Origin of the sequence: Candidatus Symbiopectobacterium sp. NZEC127 (assembly GCF_025962675.1) — a bacterium.
Taxonomy (GTDB): Bacteria; Pseudomonadota; Gammaproteobacteria; order Enterobacterales; family Enterobacteriaceae; genus Symbiopectobacterium.
This window is the reverse complement of record NZ_JAGFPG010000001.1, coordinates 1,329,251-1,354,709: the sequence shown is the minus strand read 5'-3', so window position 1 is coordinate 1,354,709 and position 25,459 is coordinate 1,329,251. Positions and strand designations below refer to the sequence as shown.

Annotated in this window: 33 protein-coding genes; 24 read left to right on the top strand and 9 right to left on the bottom strand. The window is 47.7% G+C overall.

Features of this window, described 5'->3' with window-relative positions; translation table 11 throughout:
• The first annotated feature begins 33 nt into the window (after positions 1–33).
• From J5069_RS06165 to J5069_RS06070, 20 genes are all read left to right on the top strand, one after another.
• Positions 34–393, top strand: coding sequence for a hypothetical protein (locus J5069_RS06165; RefSeq protein WP_264643011.1), 360 nt, complete (start codon positions 34–36; stop codon positions 391–393).
• A gap of 352 nt (positions 394–745) precedes the next feature.
• Positions 746–1,264: an Hcp family type VI secretion system effector gene (locus J5069_RS06160; RefSeq protein ID WP_264643010.1), complete on the top strand. Its 519-nt coding sequence runs from the start codon at positions 746–748 to the stop codon at positions 1,262–1,264.
• Positions 1,265–1,357: 93 nt separating this feature from the next.
• Positions 1,358–3,367, top strand: a complete 2,010-nt coding sequence (tssI, locus tag J5069_RS06155) for a type VI secretion system tip protein TssI/VgrG (protein ID WP_264643009.1) — start codon at positions 1,358–1,360, stop codon at positions 3,365–3,367.
• Complete coding sequence (locus tag J5069_RS06150; RefSeq protein ID WP_264643008.1) at positions 3,364–3,846, top strand: DUF4123 domain-containing protein; 483 nt, start codon at positions 3,364–3,366, stop codon at positions 3,844–3,846. The genes tssI and J5069_RS06150 overlap by 4 nt, the downstream gene beginning before the upstream one ends.
• A complete protein-coding gene (locus J5069_RS06145; RefSeq protein WP_264643007.1) occupies positions 3,843–4,175 on the top strand; it encodes a hypothetical protein in 333 nt (110 codons plus the stop codon). The genes J5069_RS06150 and J5069_RS06145 overlap by 4 nt, the downstream gene beginning before the upstream one ends.
• 2 nt (positions 4,176–4,177) lie before the next feature.
• Positions 4,178–4,795 carry a restriction endonuclease fold toxin 5 domain-containing protein gene (locus J5069_RS06140; protein ID WP_264643006.1) on the top strand — a complete coding sequence of 206 codons (618 nt, stop codon included), beginning with the start codon at positions 4,178–4,180 and terminating at the stop codon, positions 4,793–4,795.
• A gap of 10 nt (positions 4,796–4,805) precedes the next feature.
• The gene (locus J5069_RS06135; RefSeq protein ID WP_264643005.1) at positions 4,806–5,555 is read left to right on the top strand and encodes an Imm52 family immunity protein; all 750 of its coding nucleotides are present in this window, start codon (positions 4,806–4,808) and stop codon (positions 5,553–5,555) included.
• A 12-nt stretch (positions 5,556–5,567) separates the two neighbouring features.
• The gene (locus tag J5069_RS06130; RefSeq protein WP_264643004.1) at positions 5,568–5,858 is read left to right on the top strand and encodes a PAAR domain-containing protein; all 291 of its coding nucleotides are present in this window, start codon (positions 5,568–5,570) and stop codon (positions 5,856–5,858) included.
• A gap of 5 nt (positions 5,859–5,863) precedes the next feature.
• Entirely contained in the window at positions 5,864–6,334 is a 471-nt protein-coding gene (locus tag J5069_RS06125; protein WP_264643003.1) for a hypothetical protein, read from the top strand.
• Positions 6,335–6,342: 8 nt separating this feature from the next.
• The gene (locus J5069_RS06120; protein ID WP_264643002.1) at positions 6,343–7,248 is read left to right on the top strand and encodes a hypothetical protein; all 906 of its coding nucleotides are present in this window, start codon (positions 6,343–6,345) and stop codon (positions 7,246–7,248) included.
• 17 nt (positions 7,249–7,265) lie between these two features.
• Complete coding sequence (locus J5069_RS06115; protein WP_264643001.1) at positions 7,266–8,027, top strand: hypothetical protein; 762 nt, start codon at positions 7,266–7,268, stop codon at positions 8,025–8,027.
• Between the two features lie 34 nt (positions 8,028–8,061).
• Positions 8,062–8,331: a PAAR domain-containing protein gene (locus tag J5069_RS06110; RefSeq protein ID WP_264643000.1), complete on the top strand. Its 270-nt coding sequence runs from the start codon at positions 8,062–8,064 to the stop codon at positions 8,329–8,331.
• Positions 8,332–8,732: 401 nt separating this feature from the next.
• On the top strand, positions 8,733–8,915 hold the full coding sequence (locus J5069_RS06105; protein WP_264642998.1) for a hypothetical protein: 183 nt from the start codon (positions 8,733–8,735) through the stop codon (positions 8,913–8,915).
• Entirely contained in the window at positions 8,882–9,427 is a 546-nt protein-coding gene (locus J5069_RS06100; protein ID WP_264642997.1) for an immunity 52 family protein, read from the top strand. Before J5069_RS06105 ends, J5069_RS06100 begins: the two co-directional genes overlap by 34 nt.
• 10 nt (positions 9,428–9,437) lie before the next feature.
• On the top strand, positions 9,438–9,698 hold the full coding sequence (locus J5069_RS06095; protein ID WP_264642996.1) for a PAAR domain-containing protein: 261 nt from the start codon (positions 9,438–9,440) through the stop codon (positions 9,696–9,698).
• A 109-nt stretch (positions 9,699–9,807) separates the two neighbouring features.
• On the top strand, positions 9,808–10,182 hold the full coding sequence (locus J5069_RS06090; protein WP_264642995.1) for a restriction endonuclease fold toxin 5 domain-containing protein: 375 nt from the start codon (positions 9,808–9,810) through the stop codon (positions 10,180–10,182).
• Positions 10,183–10,191: 9 nt separating this feature from the next.
• Positions 10,192–10,938: an immunity 52 family protein gene (locus J5069_RS06085; RefSeq protein WP_264642994.1), complete on the top strand. Its 747-nt coding sequence runs from the start codon at positions 10,192–10,194 to the stop codon at positions 10,936–10,938.
• A 10-nt stretch (positions 10,939–10,948) separates the two neighbouring features.
• Positions 10,949–11,209, top strand: coding sequence for a PAAR domain-containing protein (locus J5069_RS06080; protein ID WP_264642993.1), 261 nt, complete (start codon positions 10,949–10,951; stop codon positions 11,207–11,209).
• A gap of 299 nt (positions 11,210–11,508) precedes the next feature.
• A complete protein-coding gene (locus J5069_RS06075; protein ID WP_264642992.1) occupies positions 11,509–11,727 on the top strand; it encodes a hypothetical protein in 219 nt (72 codons plus the stop codon).
• A 285-nt stretch (positions 11,728–12,012) separates the two neighbouring features.
• Positions 12,013–12,648, top strand: coding sequence for a CatA-like O-acetyltransferase, family 1 (locus tag J5069_RS06070; RefSeq protein WP_264642991.1), 636 nt, complete (start codon positions 12,013–12,015; stop codon positions 12,646–12,648).
• Positions 12,649–13,109: 461 nt separating this feature from the next.
• Here J5069_RS06070 and J5069_RS06065 read toward each other — a convergent pair whose 3' ends face one another.
• From J5069_RS06065 to J5069_RS06045, 5 genes are all read right to left on the bottom strand, one after another.
• Positions 13,110–13,700 carry a GNAT family N-acetyltransferase gene (locus J5069_RS06065; RefSeq protein WP_264627909.1) on the bottom strand — a complete coding sequence of 197 codons (591 nt, stop codon included), beginning with the start codon at positions 13,698–13,700 and terminating at the stop codon, positions 13,110–13,112.
• A gap of 146 nt (positions 13,701–13,846) precedes the next feature.
• Positions 13,847–14,311 carry a GNAT family N-acetyltransferase gene (locus J5069_RS06060; RefSeq protein WP_413542219.1) on the bottom strand — a complete coding sequence of 155 codons (465 nt, stop codon included), beginning with the start codon at positions 14,309–14,311 and terminating at the stop codon, positions 13,847–13,849.
• A 606-nt stretch (positions 14,312–14,917) separates the two neighbouring features.
• A complete protein-coding gene (locus J5069_RS06055; protein ID WP_264642989.1) occupies positions 14,918–15,757 on the bottom strand; it encodes an MBL fold metallo-hydrolase in 840 nt (279 codons plus the stop codon).
• Between the two features lie 13 nt (positions 15,758–15,770).
• Positions 15,771–16,097: a hypothetical protein gene (locus tag J5069_RS06050; protein WP_264628497.1), complete on the bottom strand. Its 327-nt coding sequence runs from the start codon at positions 16,095–16,097 to the stop codon at positions 15,771–15,773.
• A gap of 4 nt (positions 16,098–16,101) precedes the next feature.
• Positions 16,102–16,635, bottom strand: coding sequence for a sugar ABC transporter (locus J5069_RS06045; protein ID WP_264642988.1), 534 nt, complete (start codon positions 16,633–16,635; stop codon positions 16,102–16,104).
• A 165-nt stretch (positions 16,636–16,800) separates the two neighbouring features.
• On the opposite strand from J5069_RS06045, the gene J5069_RS06040 reads away from it, so the two are divergent.
• Positions 16,801–17,709 carry a LysR substrate-binding domain-containing protein gene (locus tag J5069_RS06040; RefSeq protein WP_264642987.1) on the top strand — a complete coding sequence of 303 codons (909 nt, stop codon included), beginning with the start codon at positions 16,801–16,803 and terminating at the stop codon, positions 17,707–17,709.
• A gap of 180 nt (positions 17,710–17,889) precedes the next feature.
• Here J5069_RS06040 and J5069_RS06035 read toward each other — a convergent pair whose 3' ends face one another.
• Together J5069_RS06035 and J5069_RS06030 are read right to left on the bottom strand one after the other, a co-directional pair.
• The gene (locus J5069_RS06035) at positions 17,890–18,705 is read right to left on the bottom strand and encodes a hypothetical protein (protein ID WP_264642986.1); all 816 of its coding nucleotides are present in this window, start codon (positions 18,703–18,705) and stop codon (positions 17,890–17,892) included.
• A gap of 273 nt (positions 18,706–18,978) precedes the next feature.
• Positions 18,979–20,001 carry an AraC family transcriptional regulator gene (locus J5069_RS06030; protein WP_264642985.1) on the bottom strand — a complete coding sequence of 341 codons (1,023 nt, stop codon included), beginning with the start codon at positions 19,999–20,001 and terminating at the stop codon, positions 18,979–18,981.
• A gap of 62 nt (positions 20,002–20,063) precedes the next feature.
• Here J5069_RS06030 and J5069_RS06025 point away from each other — a divergent pair, with 62 nt between their 5' ends.
• The gene (locus tag J5069_RS06025; protein ID WP_264642984.1) at positions 20,064–21,266 is read left to right on the top strand and encodes an MFS transporter; all 1,203 of its coding nucleotides are present in this window, start codon (positions 20,064–20,066) and stop codon (positions 21,264–21,266) included.
• Between the two features lie 280 nt (positions 21,267–21,546).
• Entirely contained in the window at positions 21,547–22,440 is an 894-nt protein-coding gene (locus J5069_RS06020; RefSeq protein ID WP_264642983.1) for an AbiJ-NTD4 domain-containing protein, read from the top strand.
• A 178-nt stretch (positions 22,441–22,618) separates the two neighbouring features.
• Here J5069_RS06020 and J5069_RS06015 read toward each other — a convergent pair whose 3' ends face one another.
• Entirely contained in the window at positions 22,619–23,389 is a 771-nt protein-coding gene (locus tag J5069_RS06015; protein ID WP_264643745.1) for an arylamine N-acetyltransferase family protein, read from the bottom strand.
• A 96-nt stretch (positions 23,390–23,485) separates the two neighbouring features.
• Here J5069_RS06015 and J5069_RS06010 point away from each other — a divergent pair, with 96 nt between their 5' ends.
• The gene (locus J5069_RS06010) at positions 23,486–24,904 is read left to right on the top strand and encodes a PLP-dependent aminotransferase family protein (RefSeq protein WP_264642982.1); all 1,419 of its coding nucleotides are present in this window, start codon (positions 23,486–23,488) and stop codon (positions 24,902–24,904) included.
• Positions 24,905–25,133: 229 nt separating this feature from the next.
• On the opposite strand, the gene J5069_RS06005 is transcribed toward J5069_RS06010, so the two are convergent.
• Positions 25,134–25,454 (bottom strand): hypothetical protein, encoded by a 321-nt coding sequence (locus J5069_RS06005; protein ID WP_264627687.1) that lies wholly within the window; start codon positions 25,452–25,454, stop codon positions 25,134–25,136.
• Between the last annotated feature and the right edge of the window lie 5 nt (positions 25,455–25,459).

Genomic DNA, 25,459 nt, shown 5'->3' with positions numbered 1-25,459 from the left:
CTGCTTTTACAATTACTTCTGAAGAGATGAGTTATGTTGGCTTTACCTTTTGATTTTAGGTTTCTGATGCAAGAACCGGGCTACGCGCTGTTGATCACTATTTTAAGTCCGCTGGCGACAATTCTTATCCTTGCGCCTTTCTTCTACTCGCCGACGGTTAAGTGGCTGAGTGGGGTATTGGCAGGAACTGCCGCCATCGTGTTTTTTCCAGGATTCGCGCTGTCCTTTATTCTGTTGTTCAGCGGTGTCGGCGGGGTAAAAATTCTGTTCTGCTGGCTGGCGCTACTTGTAGGGGTTCTGAGTTTTGTGCTGCTTAATCACCGCCAGCTCAGTGTGGTGGTTGGTGAGTATAACCGCAAGGTCACCAAAGGCGTGGTAGAGAAAAAACGTTAACCACAGCATTACGCCGTTCACGTAGGCCACATAAATTGTACTGGTAAATCCAATAGACGGATATTACTCGATTACTTCTCTCAAAGAGAGGGTTGGCGCATATGGCTAAGCCAAATTCCCAGAACAACTGCGCATTCTGCGCAACTTTTTGCTTACTTTATGGTGCAAATCACTTTTCACGCAATGGATGCCGTTTTTTCACGAGGTTGACGCAACTTTTTGCTCAGGCTCGACGTAAGGAAGAGAGTGATAAATTAATTACCGATTAAAAACAACAAGATAAAATCTGGCATGCGAATTGCTGTGCAAACGGTGCAATGACTCAACCCGTTCAACAACAAGGAGCAACACAATGCCAACTCCATGCTATATCAGCATCGAAGGTAAAACTCAGGGCAATATCACCGCAGGGGCTTTCACCTCGGACTCCGTCGGCAACATCTACGTGCAGGGCCACGAAGATGAAATGCTGGTACAGGAATTCAAACACGTTGTCACCGTACCGACTGACCCGCAATCAGGCCAGCCTTCTGGTCAACGCGTCCACAAGCCGTTCAAATTCACCGTCGCGCTGAACAAAGCCGTACCGCTGATGTACAACTCGCTGGCCTCGGGTGAAATGCTGCCAACCGTGACCCTGAAATGGTATCGCACCTCGGTGGAAGGCAAGCAGGAGCACTTCTTCTCCACCGTGCTGACCGACGCCACCATCGTGGACATCAACTGCCAGATGCCACACTGCCAGGACCCGGCAAAACTGGACTACACCCAGCTTATTGAAGTGTCGCTGGCCTACCGCAAAATCGACTGGGAACACACAGTGGCTGGAACCTCCGGCTCTGACGACTGGCGCGCACCGGTCGAAGCCTGATATCCCTCAAACCCGGGCGTTACGTCCGGGTTTTCTACCCTGAGTCATGGCCTGCGCCATGCCTGAGTGTGGATAACGGTATCAGGAGGGCGTGTGGCAAACAGTACAGGATTACAGTTCACGGTAAAGGTCGGCGCATTGCCGGAAAGCACCTTTGCCGTGGTGGATTTTCAGTTGAACGAGGCGCTGAATCAGCCGTTCGCCCTGTCGCTGAATCTGGCCAGCGCTCAGCCGGGTATCGACTTTGGCGCGGTGCTGGACCAACCGTGTGAGCTGCTGGTGTGGTACGACGGTGAACTGAAACGCCGGGTGAGCGGGATGGTCAGCGCCTTTGCCCAGGGTGACACCGGCTTTCGCCGTACCCGCTATCAGGCGGAAGTGCGTCCGGCACTGTGGCGGCTGGGTCTGCGTACCAACGCCCGTATTTTTCAGGCGCAAAAACCAGAGGCGATTATCGGTACCTTGCTGGAAGAGTCCGGCATTACCGATTATGCCTTTGCGCTGCGTAACGACCATGCGGTGCGTGAATACTGCGTGCAGTACCGGGAAAGCGATTTGGCCTTTGTCACCCGATTGGCTGCTGAAGAGGGCCTGTACTTTTTCCACGAGTTTGACGTGGGTAGGCACCGCGTGGTGTTTGCTGATGATGCCGGGGCGCTCGGCCAGGGCCCCGGGCTGTTCTTCAACCTTGCTGCGCAGGGGCTGAGTGAAGGCGACTATGTGCGTCGTTTCCGCTATGCCGAGGCGGTCAGCACCGCCGAAGTCGCTCTTAAAGATTACAGTTTCAAAACGCCAGCCTATGGCCTGCTGCACAGCAAGCTGAGCGCTGAGCTGGCGCACCAGCGTGAAAGCTACCAGCACTTTGACTACCCGGGGCGCTTCAAGCAAGACCCGAGCGGCAAGGCGTTTACCGGTTACCGGCTGGATGCGCTAAGAGCGGGTGCGATGACCGGCTCCGGCGAATCCAACGCCGCGATGCTGATGCCGGGCAGCAGCTTTACCTTAACCGAGCATCCCAATACGGCACTGAACATCCCCTGGCAACTGGTGGCGATTACCCACAGCGGCCAACAGCCACAGGCGCTGGAAGAGGAAGGCGGCGGCGAACCGACCACCTACAGCAACTGCTTTGAGGTCGTCAAAGCCAGTACTACCTGGCGCGCTGACCTGCCGTACAAACCGATGGTGGATGGCCCGCAGATAGCCACCGTGGTGGGTCCGGCGGGGGAAGAAATCTACTGCGATGAACATGGCCGGGTGAAGCTGCAATTCCCGTGGGACCGCTACGGCGCCAGTGACGATCAGAGCTCGTGCTGGGTGCGCGTCAGTCAGGGCTGGGCAGGCGGCCAGTACGGCCTGATCGCCATTCCGCGCATTGGTCATGAGGTGATTGTCAGTTTCCTGGAGGGTGACCCGGACCAGCCGATTGTTACTGGCAGAACCTTTCATGCCACTAACCCGTCACCGTATCCGCTGCCCGCCAACAAAACGCGCACCGTATTGCGCACCGCAACACACCAGGGTGATGGTTTCAACGAACTGCGTTTTGAAGACCTGGCCGGACAGGAAGAAGTGTTTATTCATGCCCAGAAGGACATGAACACCGTGGTGCTGAATAATCAGTCTACCCTGGTGACAAACGATCAGTTTTCACACATCAAAAATAACATGCATCACACCATCGATAACGAATATCGCATGCTGGTGAAAAAAGAGGCATCCCTTACAACCAATACGTCACTTCATGTAAAAGCGGATGATGGCTTGTTGGTGAATGGCGCGAAGGAAATTCATCTGTCTTCCGGTCAAAAAATAGTGATCGATGCAGGAAGTGAAATAACGTTACAGGCGGCTGGACATTTCATAAAAATTGACTCGTCAGGTATCAGCACCAGCAGCATCGTCAATATGGGAAGTGGTGCTCCCGGAGAGGGCAGCGGCTGGAAGGGTAAACTGCCTGAAATCGTTAACCAAAAATCCCCCTCATTGCTTGCCGCGATAACACCAGCGATTTCTCTGGCAGAGACAAAACCCCTGTGCCTGACCTGTTTGATGAAGGCCGCGGTCAGTGGGCAAACATTGGTTGTCAGAGGGGAAAAATGATGGCTGATGAACTCAACACTCACCTGAATGCCTATGGTGTGGTATGCGGCCTGCAATATGAACGCTACTTTCGAAAGGAACTGGTTTACGAAAAAGCAGCGGTTTTACCGTTGTTTCGAACATATCCTGACGCCGAGATAGCCTGGAGCGGCCCCTGGATTATCCAACTGGATGCTGCACCAGGGTATCGAGATCAATTGCTCGAACTCGCTCAGAAGTGCCCATCCGTCACATGGATAAAAAGTGAAAATGATATCGACCTGCTGGCAGCCCATCTTGCACAACAGTTGAACGTCAGACTGGAAGATGGACGGATCGCGCTTTTTCGATTTTATGACCCCAGGGTTCTACACCGGGTCAAAGATATCCTAGCGCCGCCACAGAGGGAAGAGATGCTGCAAGGGATAGCAGAATGGCGATATACCCTTGCAGGCAACGATTATGCGATACATGTGAATGCAAAAGGATTGGCATCATGAAGTTTAGCACTGAACAGTTAGAAGCCATAACAAACGAGGAAAAACAGTCATTTATTAAAGATATCATTGGCGAAATCAAGTCAAAATATCCCCAGGCAATACAGGATGATATTGAGTGTGAAATGCGCCTGACTGAGGCGCTGGATTATGCTGAATCGCTGGGCATTCATGACACCGGGCTATTACGTACCTTTCTCTACCTGGAAGCCTGTGAGCCCGGCTATGCGAAGAGCACGCCCATCAGGACCGCGCTGGAAGAATCGAATAATCCTGAACAACGTTACCGGGATATTATCCACTCAGCGCTCAATCTGGCAAAAAGGACATAAATATGCCATTACCCTTAGCGGCATTAGCAGTGCCAGCCCTGGTCGAAGCGGCACAGTTTACAGCCGGTGTTATTGCCACAACTATCGGTGTTGCTGCGGTACATGACGCCATAAAAGAATCAGATAAAGAAGAGGAGGCTGAAAAGGAAGCCACGGTTGCCGACTCCTCTAAATCCTGTGAAGAGTGCCCGGCTATACCTAAAGTTACTCCGGGTATGGAACAATTTAATGGTAGGAAGATAAATCGTGATTACCAGATGAATATATGCGGAACATACAGTGTAATCAATGAGAAAGGGAAATATATGATTCAGACATTTTTCTTTCATGATTTTCGCCTAAGAAACTCCGCGAAAAAGGTTTCATTTGATGGGTGGAAGCCAGAGAGATGTCTTTTTCTGGAAGCAAAAGGTGAATATGATCAATTTTTTGATAAAAATGGGGAGCCATGGTATTCGAAAGCTGAAGACCCGATATTGCAGGCCGGTAGGCAACAGAATGCTATAGATTTATGCGATAATATACCGCAGTGTCACTGGCATTTTATGGAGCCTAAAAGTTACAGGTATTATAAAATGATGCTGGCTGAATTTTCTAATATAACTGTATTTAACACTTAATGGTGGTCATATGATAAAAATTAATTTTGGTATTTATTTAAGAGAGGATGACATCAAGGAAATTGATGATGAACATGGGCGCAATACTAACGTGATTGATGGTGCGGATATATTACTTAAGCGATTCATTAGCATTGCCAACATTATGGATAATGCTAAAAAAGGAAGTTCCGACTGGTTTTTAACAGGGAAATCCCAAAAAGATGCCATGAAGAAAAAAGTAATCAGTGAAGGAGTAATAACTAAAAATGCTAATTCTTTGATGGCAAATAAATTAATCAATGACTACCCGATTATAGTTAGCAAAATATGGAACGATGATAAAGATTACATTCTTTGTAGAAATTATATGCAAAGTAATATAAATTTATTTTCTTATGGGGTTTGTTTTAGCGTTGAACATCAAGAACAGGCAAAAGAATATGTTGCTGAGATTATTAAATATTTAATTTCCGAGTTGTCACCCAGGATTATAAAAGTTGAAACTAATGATTATACATTAGAAGAGCATCAAGTGTTTCCTGATAGGCTTTCAGTAGGTTGGATGTTCTACACTGATAGTATTTATGATGAAAAAAAATTAGGCCTAGGTAACCAGATGCACACTATGACAAAAAACGGGCAGGCTGTCGGGACATTGTTTTTATCTAAACTCGATTTTTTTGACGGTTCAAATGAAAATGATATAGCCTTGGCTAATGATCTTGAGATAACCTTGGCGGGTCATGGTGTTTTACCTACTTTCTCCACTATATTTTAATCATATAATCGGATGTTTATAATTAATAAGAAAATAGAGGTAGAAATGAATGCTGTAATCAGACTAAATGACCCAACGTCACATGGTGGTAAAGTTATTTCTGCCCAATCTGGATTAAAAATATATGGCGCAGAGGTTGCTTGCGCAAGCGATATGGTTATGTGTCCCCTGTGCAAAGGGGTTTATCCAATTCTTGATGCGCCCCATTTGGTTAACTTTAAAGGAAAAAAAATTGCAGTGGCAGGAATGAAAACAGCCTGTGGAGCTGAATTAATTGCCAGCCAGTTTATGGTAAAGGCATAGCCTGTGTGTGGACGAATAAGAGCGGCCACGGCCTGGATATGCTGGTCTGGGTGCCGCCGCCGCCGTCTCTGACCGTGCGGACACCAACAACCAACACCATGCGCCACAGCATGGATGGGGCAAACGGTACTCCCGCCCCAACCCAGACGCTAACCTTCAAGGAAGATACGTTGCTGGTGATTGAAACCAAAACGACATTGGGTTTGACTAAGACACCGGGATTTAATAAGACACAGGGAACAGGGGCAGGCAAACTCTCAGACCTCCAAGCTAAGATTGGCTTAGATTCTGGAGGATGGAGTAAAGCAAAAATGTTGGAGGTTGATCCCAACGTCCAAGATAAACTTAATGCTATTGAGGACGCTGTTGCATTAGGAAAAATCAAGTTTCTGCATGCCCAAGTATTTTTTGATTCGCAAGGAGCACTAAGCAAAACTGTCGGAAATGGCTCTGGAATTCAGATTAACACATGGTAGAGGACGAGATGAAAAAGGATAAAAGTAGACTCGGTAGTATTTTGCCACAAGTTAGAAAGTGGGCTTCTGATGGTTTTCTGCCTCGTGATCGGGTTGAAGTTTATGTGAGTGGACAAGGGCACCTTGCTCTCGCTACTGTTGACTTATTCAAGCATAGTATGGTGAAAGTTAAGCAAAGCCTACTATTAACTGATGACAATATAAGCAAAGCCAATGTTCATATGGCACATGCGTTCAGAAGGTTTATATACTCTCAATTGATAGACCTTAACGACATGAGGACAAATGATCGCTTATTCATTTATAGCCTCGACACTCTTACTCACTTCATGTTTGGAGCTATAGCTACAGGCAACCATAAGCTCCTTGAACCATTCCACGAAGCAATTTTCGATAGTCTCAACGGCGGTTATGGTGTTCATGATGGGCGCAAGCCTCCGATCAGTTCCACGCTGCGCTATGCTGCCTTCGGCCTGACTATTATCGGCGACTGGTTAGGCAAACCGCTGGATCTGGACAAACACGCCTTACCACGCGACCCCGCCTGGGGCCAGTTGGTCGCTCACTGGCGCGAACCCGATCCTGAAAAGTTCTTACCTGTGCTGCTCGGTGCCTGTAATACGCATGTCGAGCGCATCGCCGTGACCGAGAGAGAAGCCAACCAGCAAGCTAAACAATTTGAGTTCAACTCTGTTTTCCTCGCAGTCCACCCCACAGAGATCTTGGCTATATTGCGTCTGCGTGAAATCGTGGGGTTGACGAACCCAGCTCACATCGACCATCCACTGATGCAAACACCCTATGCCGCGATTACCTGTCTGCCAGGAGAAGTGACAGAGCGCGATGAGCTGCTTGACCGCTTTCTTGAAGTGGTACGTCAGCGTGATCCGCAGGTGCTGCCTTCAGGCCTATGAGAGAGCGAGCCGCTACCATGCAAATTCCAACGTGGGAACAACTTTCTGCTGTGTTCGCTGCTTCCGGTGACGAGCAGGCACAGGCTGTGCGAGAGGCGTTGCTCCAGCAATACAGCGAATTCGATGACTATCCGGCGACATCATCCGTAGACAACTACGTGGATGCCTTGATCACAATCTATGGTTACTTTCTGGATTATAAAGAAGGCACGTTCAGTATTGTCGAGTGGCTGGAAGACAAACTGGGAGATACCTTCACCGCCGAATTTGATTACGACGACGATACGGTGAAAGTGCACTTTGGCGACAGGGTGATTGTGCTATCTCATCATTCGATGGGAATGGATGGGTTCGCGCAGGATTTGGCGAAGCTCGAACAACTGATGAAAGGTCGATACCTCTTCCTCTACCGACGTCCAGGAGAAGGTGGTGTCAATGACACTGTAGAGTTGCTGCTGGTGCCCACAAAGCATTGGCAACGGGCGGCACAGCGCTATGGGCAGGCGCAGGTGTCAGCCTATTTCAGGCGCTGTGTCAATAAAGAGAGTATATGGGACGAACTTTACCGCTGTAAGACCAGAATATTTTTGTGGTTGGTGCTACCCGTGATAGTCGTTTTCTCTCTCTACGTGGCGTGGGGAACGCTCAAAAGCGATACGCCACCACCACAGCCGAAAGGGTGTGAGAATGTGGACAGGGCTTATAACGATCAGTCAGAACAGGTAGCCGCTATCATGAGATACCAGATGCGCAAGAAACTCGGTTGCGATGGTAGATAAAATTGACGGTGCGGTGTAACGAAGGAGAAAGTCTATGTCAGGACGTGGTGCCATTCGCCTGGGGGATGCCCATTCAGGTGGAGGAAAAATGATTGAAGCCAGTGGCTTTCCTGTTAATGGCGTTCCGCAGTGTCTGCTTGGCGATAACGCAGTATGTCCTACCCACAAAGGAACGTTTCCGCTGGTTTCAGGCGGTGATGGTGCAGCGGTTCAGAATGGACGCCCCATGATATTTGAGCCAGGGAAACTGGCCTGTGGCTGTAGCGTGTCCTCATCATGTTCGGGGAATTACAGCCGTAAGTAGTGATTACAGGGTAATAATTTCACATGAAACAGGACAAGTGATACTCCATCATTTATCAAAGCAAGGAATGGCCTCTGTGAACAAACACTGCGCACGATAATTGACGAATATCTTTTGATACCAGGCGTAAGTCACTCGCCAATATCCGCCATGATAGTGTCATGATCGGTGGTGGACGTGTGACTATTGGCTGATGGTTTGTGGTGCTTATGCACTACTCGGACGCTAGCTGACGCTATACTTTCTCAGGCAAATAGGCAGCAAAACGCAATCGACCTTTGTGGTAAAATGCCTCAGTGCCATTGGCATTTTATGCAACCGATGAGTTTTGAGTATTTTTCAAACCGATTAATCAACTTTGAAAGTATTAAAACATGCCATACACCTTAAGGCGTTAAATAATGCGAATTGAATTTAATATCTATATGAAGGTTATTGGTGCCGAGATTGGGGCCATACTGGGTATTTTTCAACAAATTTCAAGCTTGGATAATATTTACCGAGGGCAACGTGTTGATTGGTTTTTGACAGCTAAAAGCAAAAAAAAGTCATGGAGAAGCTTATCATCAGAGATGAAAAACTAACTGATAAAGCTGTATACTTTCTAAAGAAAGATTTAACCAGTCATCCCCTGGTTTCAAAAACCATGTGGTCTGAAAATGGCACACAATTGATTGTGCAAGATTATTTAGGTAGCAGTATCGATAATTTCTGTTTCAGCTTAGTATTGGCAAAAGAAGATGACATTGATGTAAGAAAGGTGATGAATCTGCTGACCGAAATGATAAGCCGTTTTGAACCTAAAATCATCACCCTTGAAACAGAGGATTATGCACTCAAAAAGAGATACGTCTTCCCTGACAGGCTCCCTATTGGCTGGCTTATGTATATTGGTCATGCGTACGGGGAAGGCGCTTTTGACCTAGGCGATAGAGCAATAGATGTAAATAAATCAGGAGAATCAATTGGAACCCTGTTTTTGAGCAAAGAAGGATTGTTCAATGGTGAGGATGAGCAGGATATTAAATCTGCAAATGATTTGGAAACTTTATTAGCTGCACACAATGTTCTTCCTACATATGATGAAATCTTCTGAGAAGAAATAAATGGACAAGATCATTCGCCTTAATGACTCCACCTCACACGGCGGAAAAGTCATATCTGCGCAGTCAGGGCTTACTGCACAGGGTATTGCGGTTGCTTGTGTGGGCGACCTGGTCGAATGCCCCCTTTGCAAAGGGGGTTACCCAATATCAGAAGCCCCTCATTTGGTAAAATATAAAGGCAAAAAGCTGGCCGTTGCAGGGATGCAGAGTACTTGTGGCGCAGTATTAATCGCAAGCCAAGGTTCGGCAAAAATTAAATGAAAGCTGCCTGCAACGAAGCGGCCCGGACCAGAATATTTAACTTAAATTCTGAGCAGCGTTACCCGTATATTATCCCTTCAGCGCTCAATCTGGCTAAAAGGACATAACTATGCCATTACCCTTAGCGGCATTAGCGGTACCGGCTATGGTTGCCGACTCCTCTAAATCCTGTGAAGAGTGCCCGGCTATACCCAAAGTGACCCCTGAAGAAGAGTTGTTTGACGGGGCAAAAATCAACCTGATGTATCAGGCGAGAATTTGCTCAACAGCCGTTCGCGAAGATACCAACAGTAAGAACTACATTCAGGAATTTGCTTTTCGCGATCCCAGACTGCTTTTTTCTAAAAAGAAAGTTAAATTTGATGGTTGGAAACCTGAGCGCTGCCTGTTTCTTGAAGCAAAGGGACGCTATGACCAATTTTTCGACCAAGATGGAGAGCCCATCTCATGGTATTCAAATATGAAAATTTTCCATACGCCCTAGGAACGTTACATGCTGAAAGTAGAAATCGAGATTTATCTAAGAGAAATAGGCTTCAAAAAAGTTGAAAATGAGATAGATAGAGCTTCCGCTGTTGCCAATGGTGTGACAACTGTGCTTAAGCGTTTTCTCAGCATCGCAAATGCTTTGACTGAACTCAGAAGCGGGTGCAACTGGTTTCTACCAGGATCATCAAAAAAAGATGCGATGCAAAAGAAAGTGATCAGTAACGCTCACATTACTGACGAAGCAAATTCATTAATGTCTAATAAATTTATGAATGACTATCCACTAGTTGTGGAGAAAATATGGAACGAACCTGGAGATTCAATCCTTTGTAGAAATTATATGCAAAGTAACGTAAATTATTTTTCTTATGGGATAGTCTGCAAGATAGATAACAAAGATCTTGCAATAGATTTCGTATCAAAATGTCTGAGTGGTTTAATCTCAGAATTATCACCAAGAATCATATCGGTAGAAACGAATAATTACAGCATTAATGAAAAAAAAGTTTTTCCAGACAGACTGCCTGTTGGATGGATGTTTTATATAGATAAAGTGATTAATGGGGAATTAGCTGGTCTTAATGGGGAAATGCATAACATAACCAAAGAGGGTAAGTCTATTGGAACTTTATTTTTAAGTAAAAGAGGATTTTTTGATGGTAACAATGAGAATGATATAAAACAGGCAAATGATTTGGAGGTTTTACTGGTATCGCACAATATATTGCCAACGTATAAAGATATCTTCTGAGGAGAAATAAATGGCAAGAATAATTCTCGTTAATGACGCCACCTCACATGGCGGAAAAGTAATATCTACACAGTCAGGGCTTACTGCTCAGGGTATTGCGGTGGCCTGCGTAGGAGATCTAGTCGGATGCCCCCTTTGCAAAGAGGTTTATCCAATATCAGAAGCTCCACATTTGGTAAAATATAAAGGCAAAAAGCTGGCCGTTGCTGGGATGCTGAGCTCCTGTGGCGCAGTACTAATCGCAAGCCAAGGTTCGGCAAAAATTAAATGAAAGCTGCCTGCAACGAAGCGGCCCAGACCAGAAGATGTAACTTAAATTCTGAATAGCGTTACCCGTATATTATCTCTTCAGCGCTTAATCTGGCAAAAAGGACATAAAACGTCGGCTCCTCGCTCATAGCAGACCTGATGACCACCCAGTCTGTCCGCTGCGTGCCAAGAGCAGACCTTATCGTGCGGTAAAGCTTTACCACGCAATTCAGGAACATTTTTGCCAGATGAACATGCAGTAAACTTACGAGCTCGGTAGCCATGCAGCGATCTTTCTTGCCAACTCCTGAGGCTGTTCCAATGGGAACATATGACCATTCTCACTCCTCTGTGGTTGCCGGGGATCAGCACAGAGAATTCAGCGCTGCCGAGCATCAGCGTATTCAGGTTATGATTGCCGAGGGGGAAGGGCAGCGCTCTTTCAGCTCGCTGATTGTTGATATCGATAAATCAGATTTTGAAACGACGCTGTCAGTTCTGGAAACCCGGCTGCGGGCACTGCTCTTCCAGAATAAATAATTTATATTCGGTAATACCCCCATTCTGGAAAATAAGCGATTTCAAGGAAAAAGGTATTGCCGTCGAACAAGTGACTGACGGTGAACAGCAGCCAACAAAGCTCCCCATCTTCTGCTGCATCAGGAAGTGAAGTGACATCTGTCTTGATGTAACGGGAATAACTTTATAAAAGCCCTTTTAATATCAGGCTGATTTTATCTATTGTTGCCTGTTAAACCTATTTTTTGCTATTTTTATCGTCTGGCTAGATCTTATAATAAGAAAAATTGTCGAGATGAGCGAATTATGAATAATTATAGTGTAATTGATAAAGACAAATGGCACAGGAAAGCGCATTTCAATTTTTATAGTAAGTTTGATAACCCTTGTTTCAATCTATGCGTTCCGGTTCCAGCTCAAAAACTATATGATTTTGCCAGAGATAAAAATGAATCGTTTTTTCAACTGGCGCTGTATGCCGTCCTTCGTGCAGCAAACTCAGTTCCCCAACTGAAGCAACGGTTGTTAAACAAGGATGTTATTGAATATTCGAGCATTAACGTCATGACTCCAATCATGACTGAGAGTGAAGGATTTCGTCAGATTCTGTGTGAAAATACGCCTGACTATCCGAACTTCACGCAACAAGTGACTGCAAAAATTGATGCTGTAAAAACCTCTGACCCAGGGCCAATGATTGTTAAAGATGAGGGGTTTTTATGCGCAAGTTGCCTTCCATGGGTTCATTTCAGCTCAATCACTCACGCTGAATTTCATTTTAGCGGGGCCGTTCCTACGCTGACCTGGGGAAAGTTACAAAATGGAATAATTCCGGTGGCGTGCAAATTTAACCATGCGTTTGTTGATGGTCTTCATGCAGGCCGTTTCTTTGCTTTGGTTGAAGACTATTTTGACCGTCCAGATGCGCTTTACAGGCCCTGATCCTGACGTGTTTTAGTAGGTAAAAAGCAAATTACGCCAGAGCGTTACTGAGATTCTTAGATGGGCATCGTAACCTGTTGCTCTGTAGGCGAAAAAATACCCTGTAAAGAACTGCACCCGAAAGCTGAATAGCAGGTCTGGTGAGGTGCAGTTTTTCGAAAGTTCATTAACCGGCAAGTTTCTGAGCAGGCGTAACCGGATGTTGCTCTGACAAAGCTGACCAGCACATATCGAAATATGGTGCTGATTTATTACCACTAATATCATCACGCACTAACATGAATTATCTTCTCGTCAGAAAGAGGGCAACAGACATTCCCTTCTTATTGTCAGACTTTCAAATCATTCGGTAGAAATAAAACCATCACTTTTTTTCTCAGTTTGGAGTTAAGTGAAGTCAGGCCGTTTCAAACAGCTACCTGATTTATCTTCTGCTGGCGAAGCCGCCAAAATGACAGCAATTATTTCTCTTGTCCGTAACTGGAGAGGCTGCGCTCAAGGCGTTCCTGCACCTGCGGCCACTCATCATCAATAATGCTGTAGCGTATAGAAGTGCGTTTTCGGCCATCGGGCATGATCCGTTCATTTCTGATAATGCCTTCCCTGGCTGCGCCAATGCGAAGAATTGCTGCCTGAGAACGCTCGTTCAACACATCGGTAGTAAACTGAACACGAACGCATTGAAGCTGCTCAAAGGCGTATCGCAGCAGTAGCAGTTTACTCTCCGTATTGGCAGCTGTTCTTTGCCAGCGCTGTGAATACCAGGTGTGGCCAATTTCGAGTTTGCGATTTTCGCGGTCGATCTTCCAGAAACGCGTTGACCCGATAATGCTTTGATCGGCTGAAAGCGTAATAGCAAACGGCATGACGGTGCCTTCGGCTTGCCCCTTAAGGGCCTTTTGGATGTACGCATCAACGGTGTCTGCAGAAGGCACGACGGTGAACGGCAGTGACCAAAGCTCTCCGGCCGCCGCCGCATTAACAAGTGACTGTGCATCAGCGTGAAGTAGCGGGCGTAGTGTTACAAGAGATCCTTGTAGAACAGGAGTCATATTTGTGACCTCGAGGTTATTTTATGTAGATGGGGATTACACATTAATGGTTCTCCCCGATCTCATTCTGGTCTGAGAAGAAGCCGGGAACGCCGATTAGCATGAATAGGGCTTCGTAACTCTTCGGCACTGTATCCGAGCATAATTTATCGAACCTGCATCCGGTATTCGATCATTCCGCTTTTACTGGCAACCCAGTCATACAGCCGCTGTCCACGGAAATTGGTTTCGTGCGTATGCCAGTAAACATGGCTAGAGCGATGCTTGCGGGCCTGCTTCTGAACGAACTCGATGAGTTTTTTGCCAATCAGTCTGCCACGCATGTCCTCACTGACATACAGGTCCTCGAGGTAGCAATAGTTATTTTCAGACCAGGTGGAACGATGGAACAGATAATGAACCAGCCCGACTATGTGTCCGTTTTCTTTTGCAACGGCGCAGAAAACGGGTTCAATCGGGCTGTGAAAACGTTGCCATACCAGCTTGGTTACCTTTTCGGAAATATCGACGCCATAAAATAGCTGATAATCTTTCCATAACGGCAACCACTGTACAAAGTCGTCTGCGGTGGCGGTTTCAATGGTTATTTTTTTAGCGCTGAGAGTGCTCATCTTTTTCCTCTGAGGTTCTTTGCTGATTTGCGTCATGCTGCGTCAGTGTTTCAGAACATGTGGTCATCAGTACCTGCCCAGTTCACAAGGGCGCGTAGTTACCAAATGGTCTGTCGGTAAATTGTCATATTACGGATGATTAGTTTTACCGCTAAAATGGCATGATTAGCCCAGCCAATTTCCCATTTATGAGCAGACCAATTCAGGGGGGATGTCTGCGGGCACCGTACCGGTGTGGCAGCGCCGCAGTATTCAGGGAGACTATTGTGTTTGTTGCATTAGTTAATCGGACAGCATCAATGAATAGGCGGCTTCACACCTATGCGATAATGCCTCCCAAAGAAGGCTGATTGTCGATAGCTTGAAGACTTACGGCAAAGTCTTCGAGAAGACATACATGCCAACGCCATCAATCCTCATATCTTCTACACGAACGATTGAAAAACAACATTTGTTGACGTAGAAACATAGCTAATATTGTCGTTGAGAAACAGTGATCCTATTATTTTCAAAGCTACTGACTTCTGCGGACTGCTTCGTGCCAGAAGTGAACACTGATGACCTTGAACGGTGCTAATCAATAACAACCCTGTCAGGCATATCCATTCATTTTTCAGCGTAGGAAATGCGGTATCCACTACCCTCCCTGAGAATGCGGGCAAACCCTGCCTGACTTAAGTGCATGCCAGCAATGATCAGTTTTTCGCTGACAGCTTGTTCCATAATATTCTTCCTTGTTTCCTCGGCCTGCGCGGGATCGGTGTCGAATAAAATAGAAACAGCTGGTTGCGCTGACTGAATATGAGGATAGTGGACAATGTCTCCCCATATTAATAAGCACTCATCATCCGAATCGATGCGAAACCCTGTGTGTCCCGGCGTATGGCCCGGTAGCCATACCGGCAGAATGCCTTCTGCTATTTTGTCGCCGTTAAAAAAACGCACCTTCCGGGCATAAGCGTCTAAGGTTTGGCGGACCAGCCAAAAATTACGTTGTCCGCGCTCATTTGCTATGTTGAGTTTTTCATCATCCAGCCAGTGTTGCGCTTCGAGAGGATGAAGAATAATTTCAGCGTGGTTAAAAACCGGCTGTTTCTCAGAATCCAGTAGGCCTCCAATATGATCCGGATGGCAGTGTGTCAATAAAACGGTATCGACGTCGTCAGGGCTGACACCCGCTGCGGCAAGGTTTGCGTTGAGTTGTCCCGCCATGTTGTTCAGCGGGCCTGTGCCAGCGTCAACCAAAATGATCCGACCCAGACCGCGGATAAGGTAACAATTTATATGGATATCACCGGGCTCACTGATTCCGGCACGGCATTGAATAACGTCCGCATCAGCTTTTTCAATGCCTGACAGCAAATCCAGACTCGCTGACATATTACCGTCACTCAGCGCAGTTATCTGAAAATCGCCAATCTGACGGAACGAAAGGGGATGGCTCATCACTACCTCGGGATCAGTTGCGGGCGAACAGGTGTTCTGCTAGGGAGCCAAAACAGCGAATACGGGTCATCAGACCAGAGGCCTGTTGAGTGGCAAAATCCAGTTCACGCATAAAGTTCTCCATCACTTCATGGGTTCGCAATGTGGTCAGACGATAAAAGAGCTCGGCATAAACCGGTTGCCCGCATCCCGGCTTTACATCGACAAAAATGATATGAACGTTTTTGGGGTCTGCACCCAGGATGTCACAGCAGAGGGCGCTGCATTTATGGGTAAAATCACCAAGGTTTTTAAACTTGTCAGAGTGATTTTCAGAAATATAAAAAGTCAGATTAGGCATGATGTTATGGCTTCCCTTTTTCAGCACTCTGCAACTGCGGTGTCAGAGGCTCGTAGAGAGACACACCAGACATATCTGTAAACAGCGAGGCCATCTCAACAGGCAAGACATAGGCAACGCGATAGTCCGGGGATTTATCCAGCCCCACCGCATGCATTTCCAGACCCCGATATCCCAGTTCTGTCTCTAAAAAGTCTATTGGCTTTACGCTCAATAGCAGAATTTCATCGGAAGAGATGGCTGGAACAAGGCCTTCACCTTCATAGAGGTTACGATACCAGTCAGTAATGCAGTCCTGCCAATGAGAGAAATTACCGCCTCCTTTTAAACGGTAATCCTCACTGCTGAGAATGTCCGCATCATTAATCGTATGAATGGCAAGGTAAACAGGGCAGCCGGATTTGACGGCGCGAAAGCGTTGAGAGGTCGTGAAGCCAGCAACAGATATCAATGCGGGTAGTTTTTGCTGGCTGTAAAAGGCATTCCATTCTTTCTCGCTTTCAGGATCGTTATACGAGCATTCCACGGTATAGAGCATCAGCCGATCTCCACATGAGTTATAAACGCGAGCAAATACATTTGCTCAATGATTTTTCATCATGCTACAGGCTGGTTATGAGGTTTAATAACGATAATATGTCACGGGTTAGTGATATTAAGTCAATGAAAGCACGTTGCAGGCACTGAGCAAGGAACAGATTTTATGCGCAGAAAAATACCAAGTAGTGCGTCCCTGCAGGCTTTTGATGCCGCCGCAAGGCACGGTAATTTTGCCCGGGCCGCAGAGGAGTTATCGTTAACCGAAGGGGCGATTAGCCGTCAGATTGCGCGTCTTGAAGCATTGCTGAACTGTAAACTGTTTGACCGTATGGGAAGCAGGGTAAAGCTTAACCCTGTTGGCGTGCGCTATGCACATCACGTGCGTGAAACGCTCGATCGGCTCGAAAGAGATACGCAGTACATCATGGGAATGCCTGAGGGCAGTAAGAGTCTGGATATCGCCGTCCTGCCGACCTTTTCCAGCCGTTGGCTTATTCCCCGCCTGAGCGGCTTTAACGCTTTATTCCCAGACATAACGTTAAATATTGCGGCGAGAACGGATCCGTTCATTTTGCCTGGAAGTGGCTTTGACGCGGTCATTCATTTTAAACATTCCGCATGGGCAGGCATGCGTATGCAATTTCTGTTTCAGGAAAATTTGCTTCCTGTTTGCCATCCCTCACTGTTAACAGATAGCGACGTCAATCGACAGTTAAACGAACTTCCGCGCATTCACCGTCGACAGAATCCTGACGCATGGCATCACTATGCCCGGGAAAGTGGAATACGCCTCGATAATCTGGATCAGGGTGTGCGGTACGATCTCCATGAAATGGCCATCGCTGCCGTCATCGCGAGACAAGGCGTAGCATTGGTTCCGCGTATCTATGTCGAGAATGAATTGAGTTGCGGCATGCTTGTTTCGCCCTGGCCAGCCTCAGACTGCCTGAGCAAAAAATTCTGTTTAGTAAAGCCGACGGAAACGGGAATCAATGAGGCTGCACTGGAAAGTTTTGAACGCTGGTTGCTTACTGAAATGAATACGCTCACCAGCCTTAATGCAGAACGGTGACGTTACGTCCGCCCCTCGCTCATAGCAGGCCTGATGACCACTCAGCCTGTCCGCTGCGTGCCGTGAGTTCAACGGGTCAGCAGCGCTGAAACGATTAATTGTCAGACGCTGCAACATGGGCGTGTTTTTCACAAAAAAACCGACGGCATCAATATGGTCGGTTTCTTTGCCAGGATGAGCTTATTCTCGCGTCAATTCAAAAGCGCTCTTATCACCGTCAATGTCGATAGTCATACGCATTTTATCATTAGGCAACAGACGGATTTGAGTCGGGATTTGTGATTTGTGGAACGGGTGATCAAACAGCTTAGGCTTCTCGGAATAGGCATAGCTGTTGAAATTCAACTCGTCGCCGACCCAATGCACATTATTAAACAGGTAACGCCAATTATCATCTGCCGCTTGGAACAGTGTGAATCGACCCTGTTTGTCCTTAACGATCTCTAACTGAGTAGCCTTTTCCGACCGCCATTTGCCAACGAATTTATCGAGATCTTTATGCTCAGGGATCGCCGGCGCTGCAATAAAATCGCCGGGCTTAAAGGCCGTTTTTGGACTTTTGTCCTCTGGTTTATACATTTCACAGAAGGGCACGACTTGCGCCACTTTCAGATAGGAAAAGGTCAGGCTTTCATTCTCAAAACCAATAGGCTGTTTCAGCTTCATCGCCCGCCCAACGATACCAAGGATCTTCAGTTGGGTGGCATGGTCGGGCGATGTCAGACGAATAGTCTGGCTGCTTTTGTCAACCGCATAGTGATATTGCTCAACACCCATTTTTACCTGTGGGTTTTCACAGTTAAATGAATGCAGTAGCACCTGGTCATCGGCGCGGAACTCCACAACATTAGCGATACCATTTTTTAATGGTAGCATCGCCCAGATTCCGATAAGCGCCTTTTTATCAACAGCAGAAGGCGAGGCAGGCTGGGCAGTTGGACGGACACAGCCACTGAGTAGGGTCACAAGCAATACAACAATCACGTGTTTGAACATGTTACATCCTGTAAGGGGACAGCGAAAAAGGTCAATATAAACCAGTCTGGGGAAAGAGATAACAAATATAACAACGTTTTCTTTAGCCATGCTGACGGTAGTCTGGCTCGAAATTTATTATGATTTTCATATCGTTTTTCATCCACCCTTAAGCCTATGCCATGTACGCTAGGTGACTGGCTGCATGATCATTACTGATGTCTGCTTTTAGCTCAGTTTTTAATGTTGAGAGCGGCCTCCTACAGTAAATCCAGCAAATGGTAAAGATAGCATTCACTCATTTACTGTATTAACGCCTCTCATTGGTCGCTGACGCATAGCGCCCGGCGGATATCCATTGATGCGCTTAAAGGCTCTGCTAAACGCTGCCTGTGAGGCATAGCCGAGGCGTAGAGCAACGGTGTCAATTGAGATTTTATCGTGAATAATCCAGTGACCTGCGATGCGCATTCGCACCTCCCTTGCATAGCGCAGGGGAGGTATGCCGATGATTGATTTGAAGCGTTCAGCAAAAACAGAACGTGACACATGCGACTGGGCAGCAAGCTCAGCAACAGACCACTCCCGACTCGTATCGCGATGAATGGCCAGAATAGCACGGGCAAGTCGCGGATCACGTAACGCAGCGATCAGACCTGCGGCGTTCTCGCTGCCGTTTTCGATCCATCCACGCACAATCATGGCAGCCGCCACTTCTGCGAGGCGTGCCAGAATGCCCGCAAAGCCAGCTCGTCCTGAACAGATTTCAAATTTCATCGCGCTCAGAATGGGAACCAGCCCCGGATAAATCTGTTCATTTGCCTCAACCACTATGGCTTGCGGCATCAGTTTACCAAGACCTTGCATTCCACCGAGATCGAACTCCATACAGCCATAAAACAGAACCGTGCTGGGTGTCGGATGCGAACTCGGGCAAGTATTGATTCCGCTGACGGCCTCGCCTAAAGGAGCAGAGCCTAACGTGTCGATATGTTGAAATGAACAGCTGACATCCGATACAAGCTGATGATCTTCACCCTGCGGCATGAATACCATGCTTCCGGCTTTCAGTTCGTACAACGTACCGTCGTGTGTGCGAAGCAGAGCAGTGCCCACAGCGATGTAATGAAAATAGGCATGTCCCGGCCTGTTGCTAAAACCGACGCCAAACTCAGAGCCAGTCTGTAAACGGCGATACTGCACGCCACGCAGGCGCATTTCCAGCAGCAATTCACTGATGAGCTCGGATGACAGGGCAAAATGTTTGTTCACATGCATATTCGGAGTTTCGGGTAAAAAATCAGGATATGGCATCATAGATCGTCCAACTGCTCGACTCTAGACTTGGCGTTGTAATTTTTCTCCAAGAAGAGTGTGTTATGAGAAATGAAGCAACTGAAGCTGTATCCGCTAGTTTGAATAGTTCTGAACCCAAAGAATCCGCATGGATGGCCGTTATTTCACTGACTATGGGCGTGTTTGGTTTGCTGACTGCGGAATATCTTCCTGCCAGCCTGTTGACACCCATGGCCGCCGATCTCGGTGTGACCGAAGCTCTTGCTGGTCAGGCTGTGACGGTAACGGCTGTGGTGGCTTTGTTTGCTGGTCTGATGGTTCCCCGCCTGACGTGTAATTATGATCGCCGAAATGTTTTGCTTGGTTTTACCGTGCTGATGATTGCCTCCAACCTGCTTGTGGCACTTTCATCCAGTCTGGCTGTTCTGTTAGTCATGCGTATTTTGCTGGGCATCGCGCTGGGAGGCTTCTGGAGTATGGCTGCTGCCGTAGCTATGCGGCTGGTCCCTGCTAAAAGTGTCCCGCGTGCTCTCTCCATTATTTTTAGCGGTATTGCTGTTGGTACCGTAGTTTCGATCCCGCTGGGGAGCTATTTAGGTGGGCTTTATGGCTGGCGTAGTGCTTTTATCGCTGCAACCGCAGTAGGCGTGCTGACTCTACTGTTTCAATTGTTTACCCTTCCTGGAATGGCTCCGCGTAGAATGATGATAACGGCATCTGTCATGGATTTACTCCGCCGCCCAGGTATTGCGATGGGAATGACGGGGTGTGTGATTGCCCATACTGGTCAGTATGCGCTGTTTACCTATATTCGTCCGGCTCTTGAAAATATTGCCCAACTTGATGTGGATCGTTTGTCTTTGATACTACTTGGATTTGGCATCGCTAATTTTATCGGTACGCTGCTGGCTGGGTGGCTGATGGAGAGAAGCCTGCGTCTTACCCTGATACTAATGCCAGCGCTTGTCGGTTTAGCGGCATTGAGCATGATTTTGCTGCCACTAGAGGAAAAAGGATTGATGTTGTTCGTCGCGTTATGGGGGATGGCATTTGGTGGCGTACCCGTTGCGTGGTCAAACTGGGTAGCGCGTTCCGTTCCCGATCAGGCTGAAACCGCTGGCGGCATGGTAGTCGCAGCAGTTCAGTCCTCAATTGCTGCGGGTGCTGCGTTGGGGGGATTACTGTTTGGTATCAGCGGCGTAACAGGTGTTTTCATCACCGCTGGTTGCATAATGTTTTTTGCCACGCTCATTATTGGACTAAAGGTGAGGGTTGCGCTGACCTGACCGATTCCCATATAACAAGGTTTCAAATGAAGGCCAACTGAACCAGGTGGTTGGCCTGAAAGAAAGTAGCGAGATTTCCTACGCCTTTCTGCTCAATGTGTTGTTCGCTAGTCAGCTCTTAGCTGACCTTCCTCGCGCGTCTCCTTCGTGCCAGGAGCGGACATCTATAGGAGAAATAAGCAATCAGTTCTTAAATTCGTTGTAATTTTTTGTATTCGCAAAGGGATTTGTGTTGGTTGTATAATTACCAATATTCATACAGTTGAATGGGATATGTGGGATGAAGTTCTCGCACAGACATGGTTTTGATCCTGAGTATAGTAAAAAGCCGATACGGGAAGATGCTCCAGAGTGGCTTCGCTCTTTATTTTTTGTAACTGTCCTCGATAATTTTTTGTACATTGATGGTGATAGCCGCATTGCGAATGATGAGAACAAGCCTCTGGGTATTAAGGCTTTGATCGAGCGACTTTGTGCAGAGAATGGTCAAGAAACAGATCAAGAGGATTTCGATTCATGGTACTGCCATGATGCTTTGAAAGCACGTTTGCAACATATGCATTGGTTTCAATTTTACGATGTTGTTGAGATCATTGGAGATCTATTAAGAAAAAGAGATGTAGAGAGAGGTCATACTTGGGGTAAGAAGGTATTAGAAGACATTACTTTTACATCATATCGTCAAAAATTGAACGAGTTATTCGCATCTCGAAATATTGACTGGAAAATGAATTCTGCTGGTAGGTTAGAAACACCATTACCAAATGAACTAGAACAAAAAATCGATGAAACTAATAACTTATTGCAAGACCAGTTTGAACCTGCAAGGAGGCACTATGTGAAAGCTCGGGCTTTTGCATTAGGTGCGCATAAGGATCCAGAAAATTCCATAAAAGAATCGATAAGTGCAATAGAAAGCATGTGTCGGACTTATTATCCGTCAGCCTCAACCCTAGGCGAGGTATTAAAACTGATGAGAAAAGAAAACACTATCTCACCTATGCTATTAACTGTAATAGAAAAATTTTACGCATATACAAATGCAGAGCCAGCAGTAAGACATGGTAGTAACAAGGTTTCTTCTGTCTTAGAGTACGATGCTGAATTCGTGTTGCATATATCAGCAGCATTTATTAGAACAATAATACAAAGAAAAGCTGTTTTGGATAACTAAGCCAGACTTACAGCCAACTGACCGTCTCTTATTATTCAAAACATAATAATGTTAGGTCCGCTCCTCGCTCAAAACGGAAAGACAGTGAGTTTGACGCGCTGAATACGCGTCCTGATAAGTCAGCCCTCTGTACGCCGCATCAGGTATAGAGAGGGCTGGAGCACATCGTCACTCCAATTTACTGCGGCACAGACAGAGCAAAGTGGTATTTCAGTATATGGGGAAGGTCTTTTTCCGCCACTTGCTGCTTTTCTACCCCCTGCGCGGTCACTGTTGTGAGTGTATCACCCAGCAAAATCAGGCGCCCCTCGGCGAGATGTTGCACGATCAGCAGCTTCTGCACAAAAATGGCATCAGGATGGGTGGAGTTGAGGTAGTTTGCCGGGACGAAATCAATCCATTCCTGAGGGATCAAATCAAAGCCGTATTGATTAGCCCATTCACCCTCAACCTTCGCCTGCAACAGGTACTCACCCTTGGCGTCACGGGTAAGTCGGAAGATATCGAAATCCTGATTAATGTCAGTGTCGAGCATGTCTAAGGCCAGCGGCGCGCGGATACCGTAGCTACCGAAACCCAGATCGCATAGCCACTGACGGCCATCGACTTCTGCAATTAACGCCATATGGGTTTTCGGCCGACGCGCCGGATAGAACATCGGACGTGCCGCCACGAAACAGTAGGGGATTCCTAACGCTTCCAGCGCCATGGCAAATAACCCGTTGACCTCATAGCAGTAGCCGCCCCGACCCCGTTGTAGCAGTTTGTCGACAATCTCTTCTGGCACCAGCGAGACAACCTTGCCTGCCTGCACATCCAGATTCTCAAAAGGCACCGAAAAGAGTTGATGGCGCATCAGCGCATAGAGTGTGGCGCTGTTGGCAGATACCTGAGCGGTATAGTTTATACGGCGTAAATAAGTAGAAAGATCAAAGTTGTCGCTATGCATCATGCCTCCGTGACTGAGTAGTGTTCGCCACTATAGATGGTGTACATCATTAGCTGTATAGTCAGATTTATCGAAAATCAGACTGTACAGATCGCAATGTCCGTCCCGTCCCAATCGTCTCCACATTACCGCCGAATTGCTGCAATGCTGCGCCTCACCCTCGACTCAGGTGCGCTGCGAGCCGGTGACCGGATGATCTCCGCGCGTAAGCTGGCCGAACGCGAGCACGTTAGCCTGCCAACGGCACTGGAAGCGCTCCGCTGTCTTGAGGCAGAAGGTCTGATTGTTGCGCGTCCGCGCTCGGGCTACTTCGTCAGTCAGGTCAATACGTCCTCCCATCCTTTGCCTGGTCCCGTCCCTGTGACAATGTCAGCCGTAGCCCGGTCACTATTCAGTAGTGCAGAAGCGCGTCTGGTGCCACTTGGGGCCGCGCTACCCGATCCCACCTGGCTACCTGGCGATATCCTGCAGCGGGCACTGCATGCAGCAAGCCGTCGCCTGGCCGCCCACGGGCAAAGCTACAGCCTGCCACCGGGGAGGGCTGACCTGCGCAATAAGATTGCCGCTCACGCAGCGCAGTGGGGGGCCCATTTTGGCGCGGATGACATCGTCATCACCACAGGCGCGACGCAGGCGCTGCGTCTTGCTCTGCGGGCAGTGTGTCAGCCAGGTGATGTTGTGGCGATCGAGCAGCCCGCCTACTTTGGCACGCTCCTGCTGCTGGAGGATTTAGGTCTGAAAGCATTGCAAATCCCCACGGATCCTGCCGAAGGTTTGTTGCTGGCACCGCTGGCTGACGCCATTGAGCGTCACCGCCCGGCCGCCGTTCTGGCCTCGCCCACGGTGCAGAACCCGCTCGGTGCCAGTATGCCCGTCGCGCGCAAGAAGGAACTGGTTGCCCTGATTGAAAGTGCAGGCATCCCTTTAATAGAAGACGATGTGTATGGTGATTTGGCCGGCGAAGGTCAGCGTCCACCGGCCTGCAAAGCGTTCGACCAGAGTGGGAGTGTGATTTACTGCAGTTCGTTATCCAAAACCCTTGCTCCGGGCTGGCGAATCGGTTGGATTGTGGCCGGACGCTATCATACACAGGTATTGCAGGCTCGCATGGCCGGGGACTGGGCCGGTGCGCCGTTGCTTGAAGCCGCAGCGAGCGAGGTACTGGCAAGTGGCGACTATGAGCGTCACCTGCGGCGCCTGAAATCCAGGGTTACGCAGGGGGTACAAGTCGTTATAGCACGGGTCGAAGCTAGCTTCCCACCGGGTACGCGCGTCACCGTGCCAGCAGCAGGTTTCTTGTTGTGGGTAGAACTCCCGCAGCAGATAAATGCGCTGGAGGTACATCGTTGCGCGCTAGCGCTGGGCATTGGTGTCAGCCCTGGCCCCTTGTTTTCCCCCAGGGCGGAATTACAAAACTTCCTGCGCTTAAATTGTGCGAACGAACCCACACTCCACCTGCTAAATGCTGTGGAACAGCTCGGCGCACTTTGTCACCAACTGGCGAGAAGTGAGTAATAGTTTTATTTGCGCTCATGTCGCGAATGCCTTCAGCTCGATATATGCCGCCAGCGCATCAATGCCAGGGCGGTTTTGTGCCAGGAGCGGACAGACCGTGATGCTAACTGCATTGTAGATGCGCGATTTCACTATTGATGGCTTCTATACCCTGTTTATAGCGTAGCATGACCTCTTCATGAGTCACCATTAATCCGCGGCCGTACTCTGTGGCTAGGAATGTGTATCTTTACAGGTGTACGAGATAATCTATATTGCCAGTAATGTTACTGGCAATATAGGTGTTTAGGGTAACGATAAACTCACGCAATTCATCCGTATAAGAAAACCATTCTCTACCAAGTCCCTTCTTATCCACCCTGTATTGGTGAAAGAAGCGGTGTAACGCAAATTCTGTCTCCACGCCTCCGGAGGGGATGATGGAGATAAAGCACAGTGTGCTGGTGTTCGCCTCGTCGATCAGCCTTTTAGGTAGAATTGCGGCAAGATTTTTCAAATTAGCCAGGGTGTTGAGCGTGATCAGCGATGATTTCTGGAGCGTAAACTGCACAATTT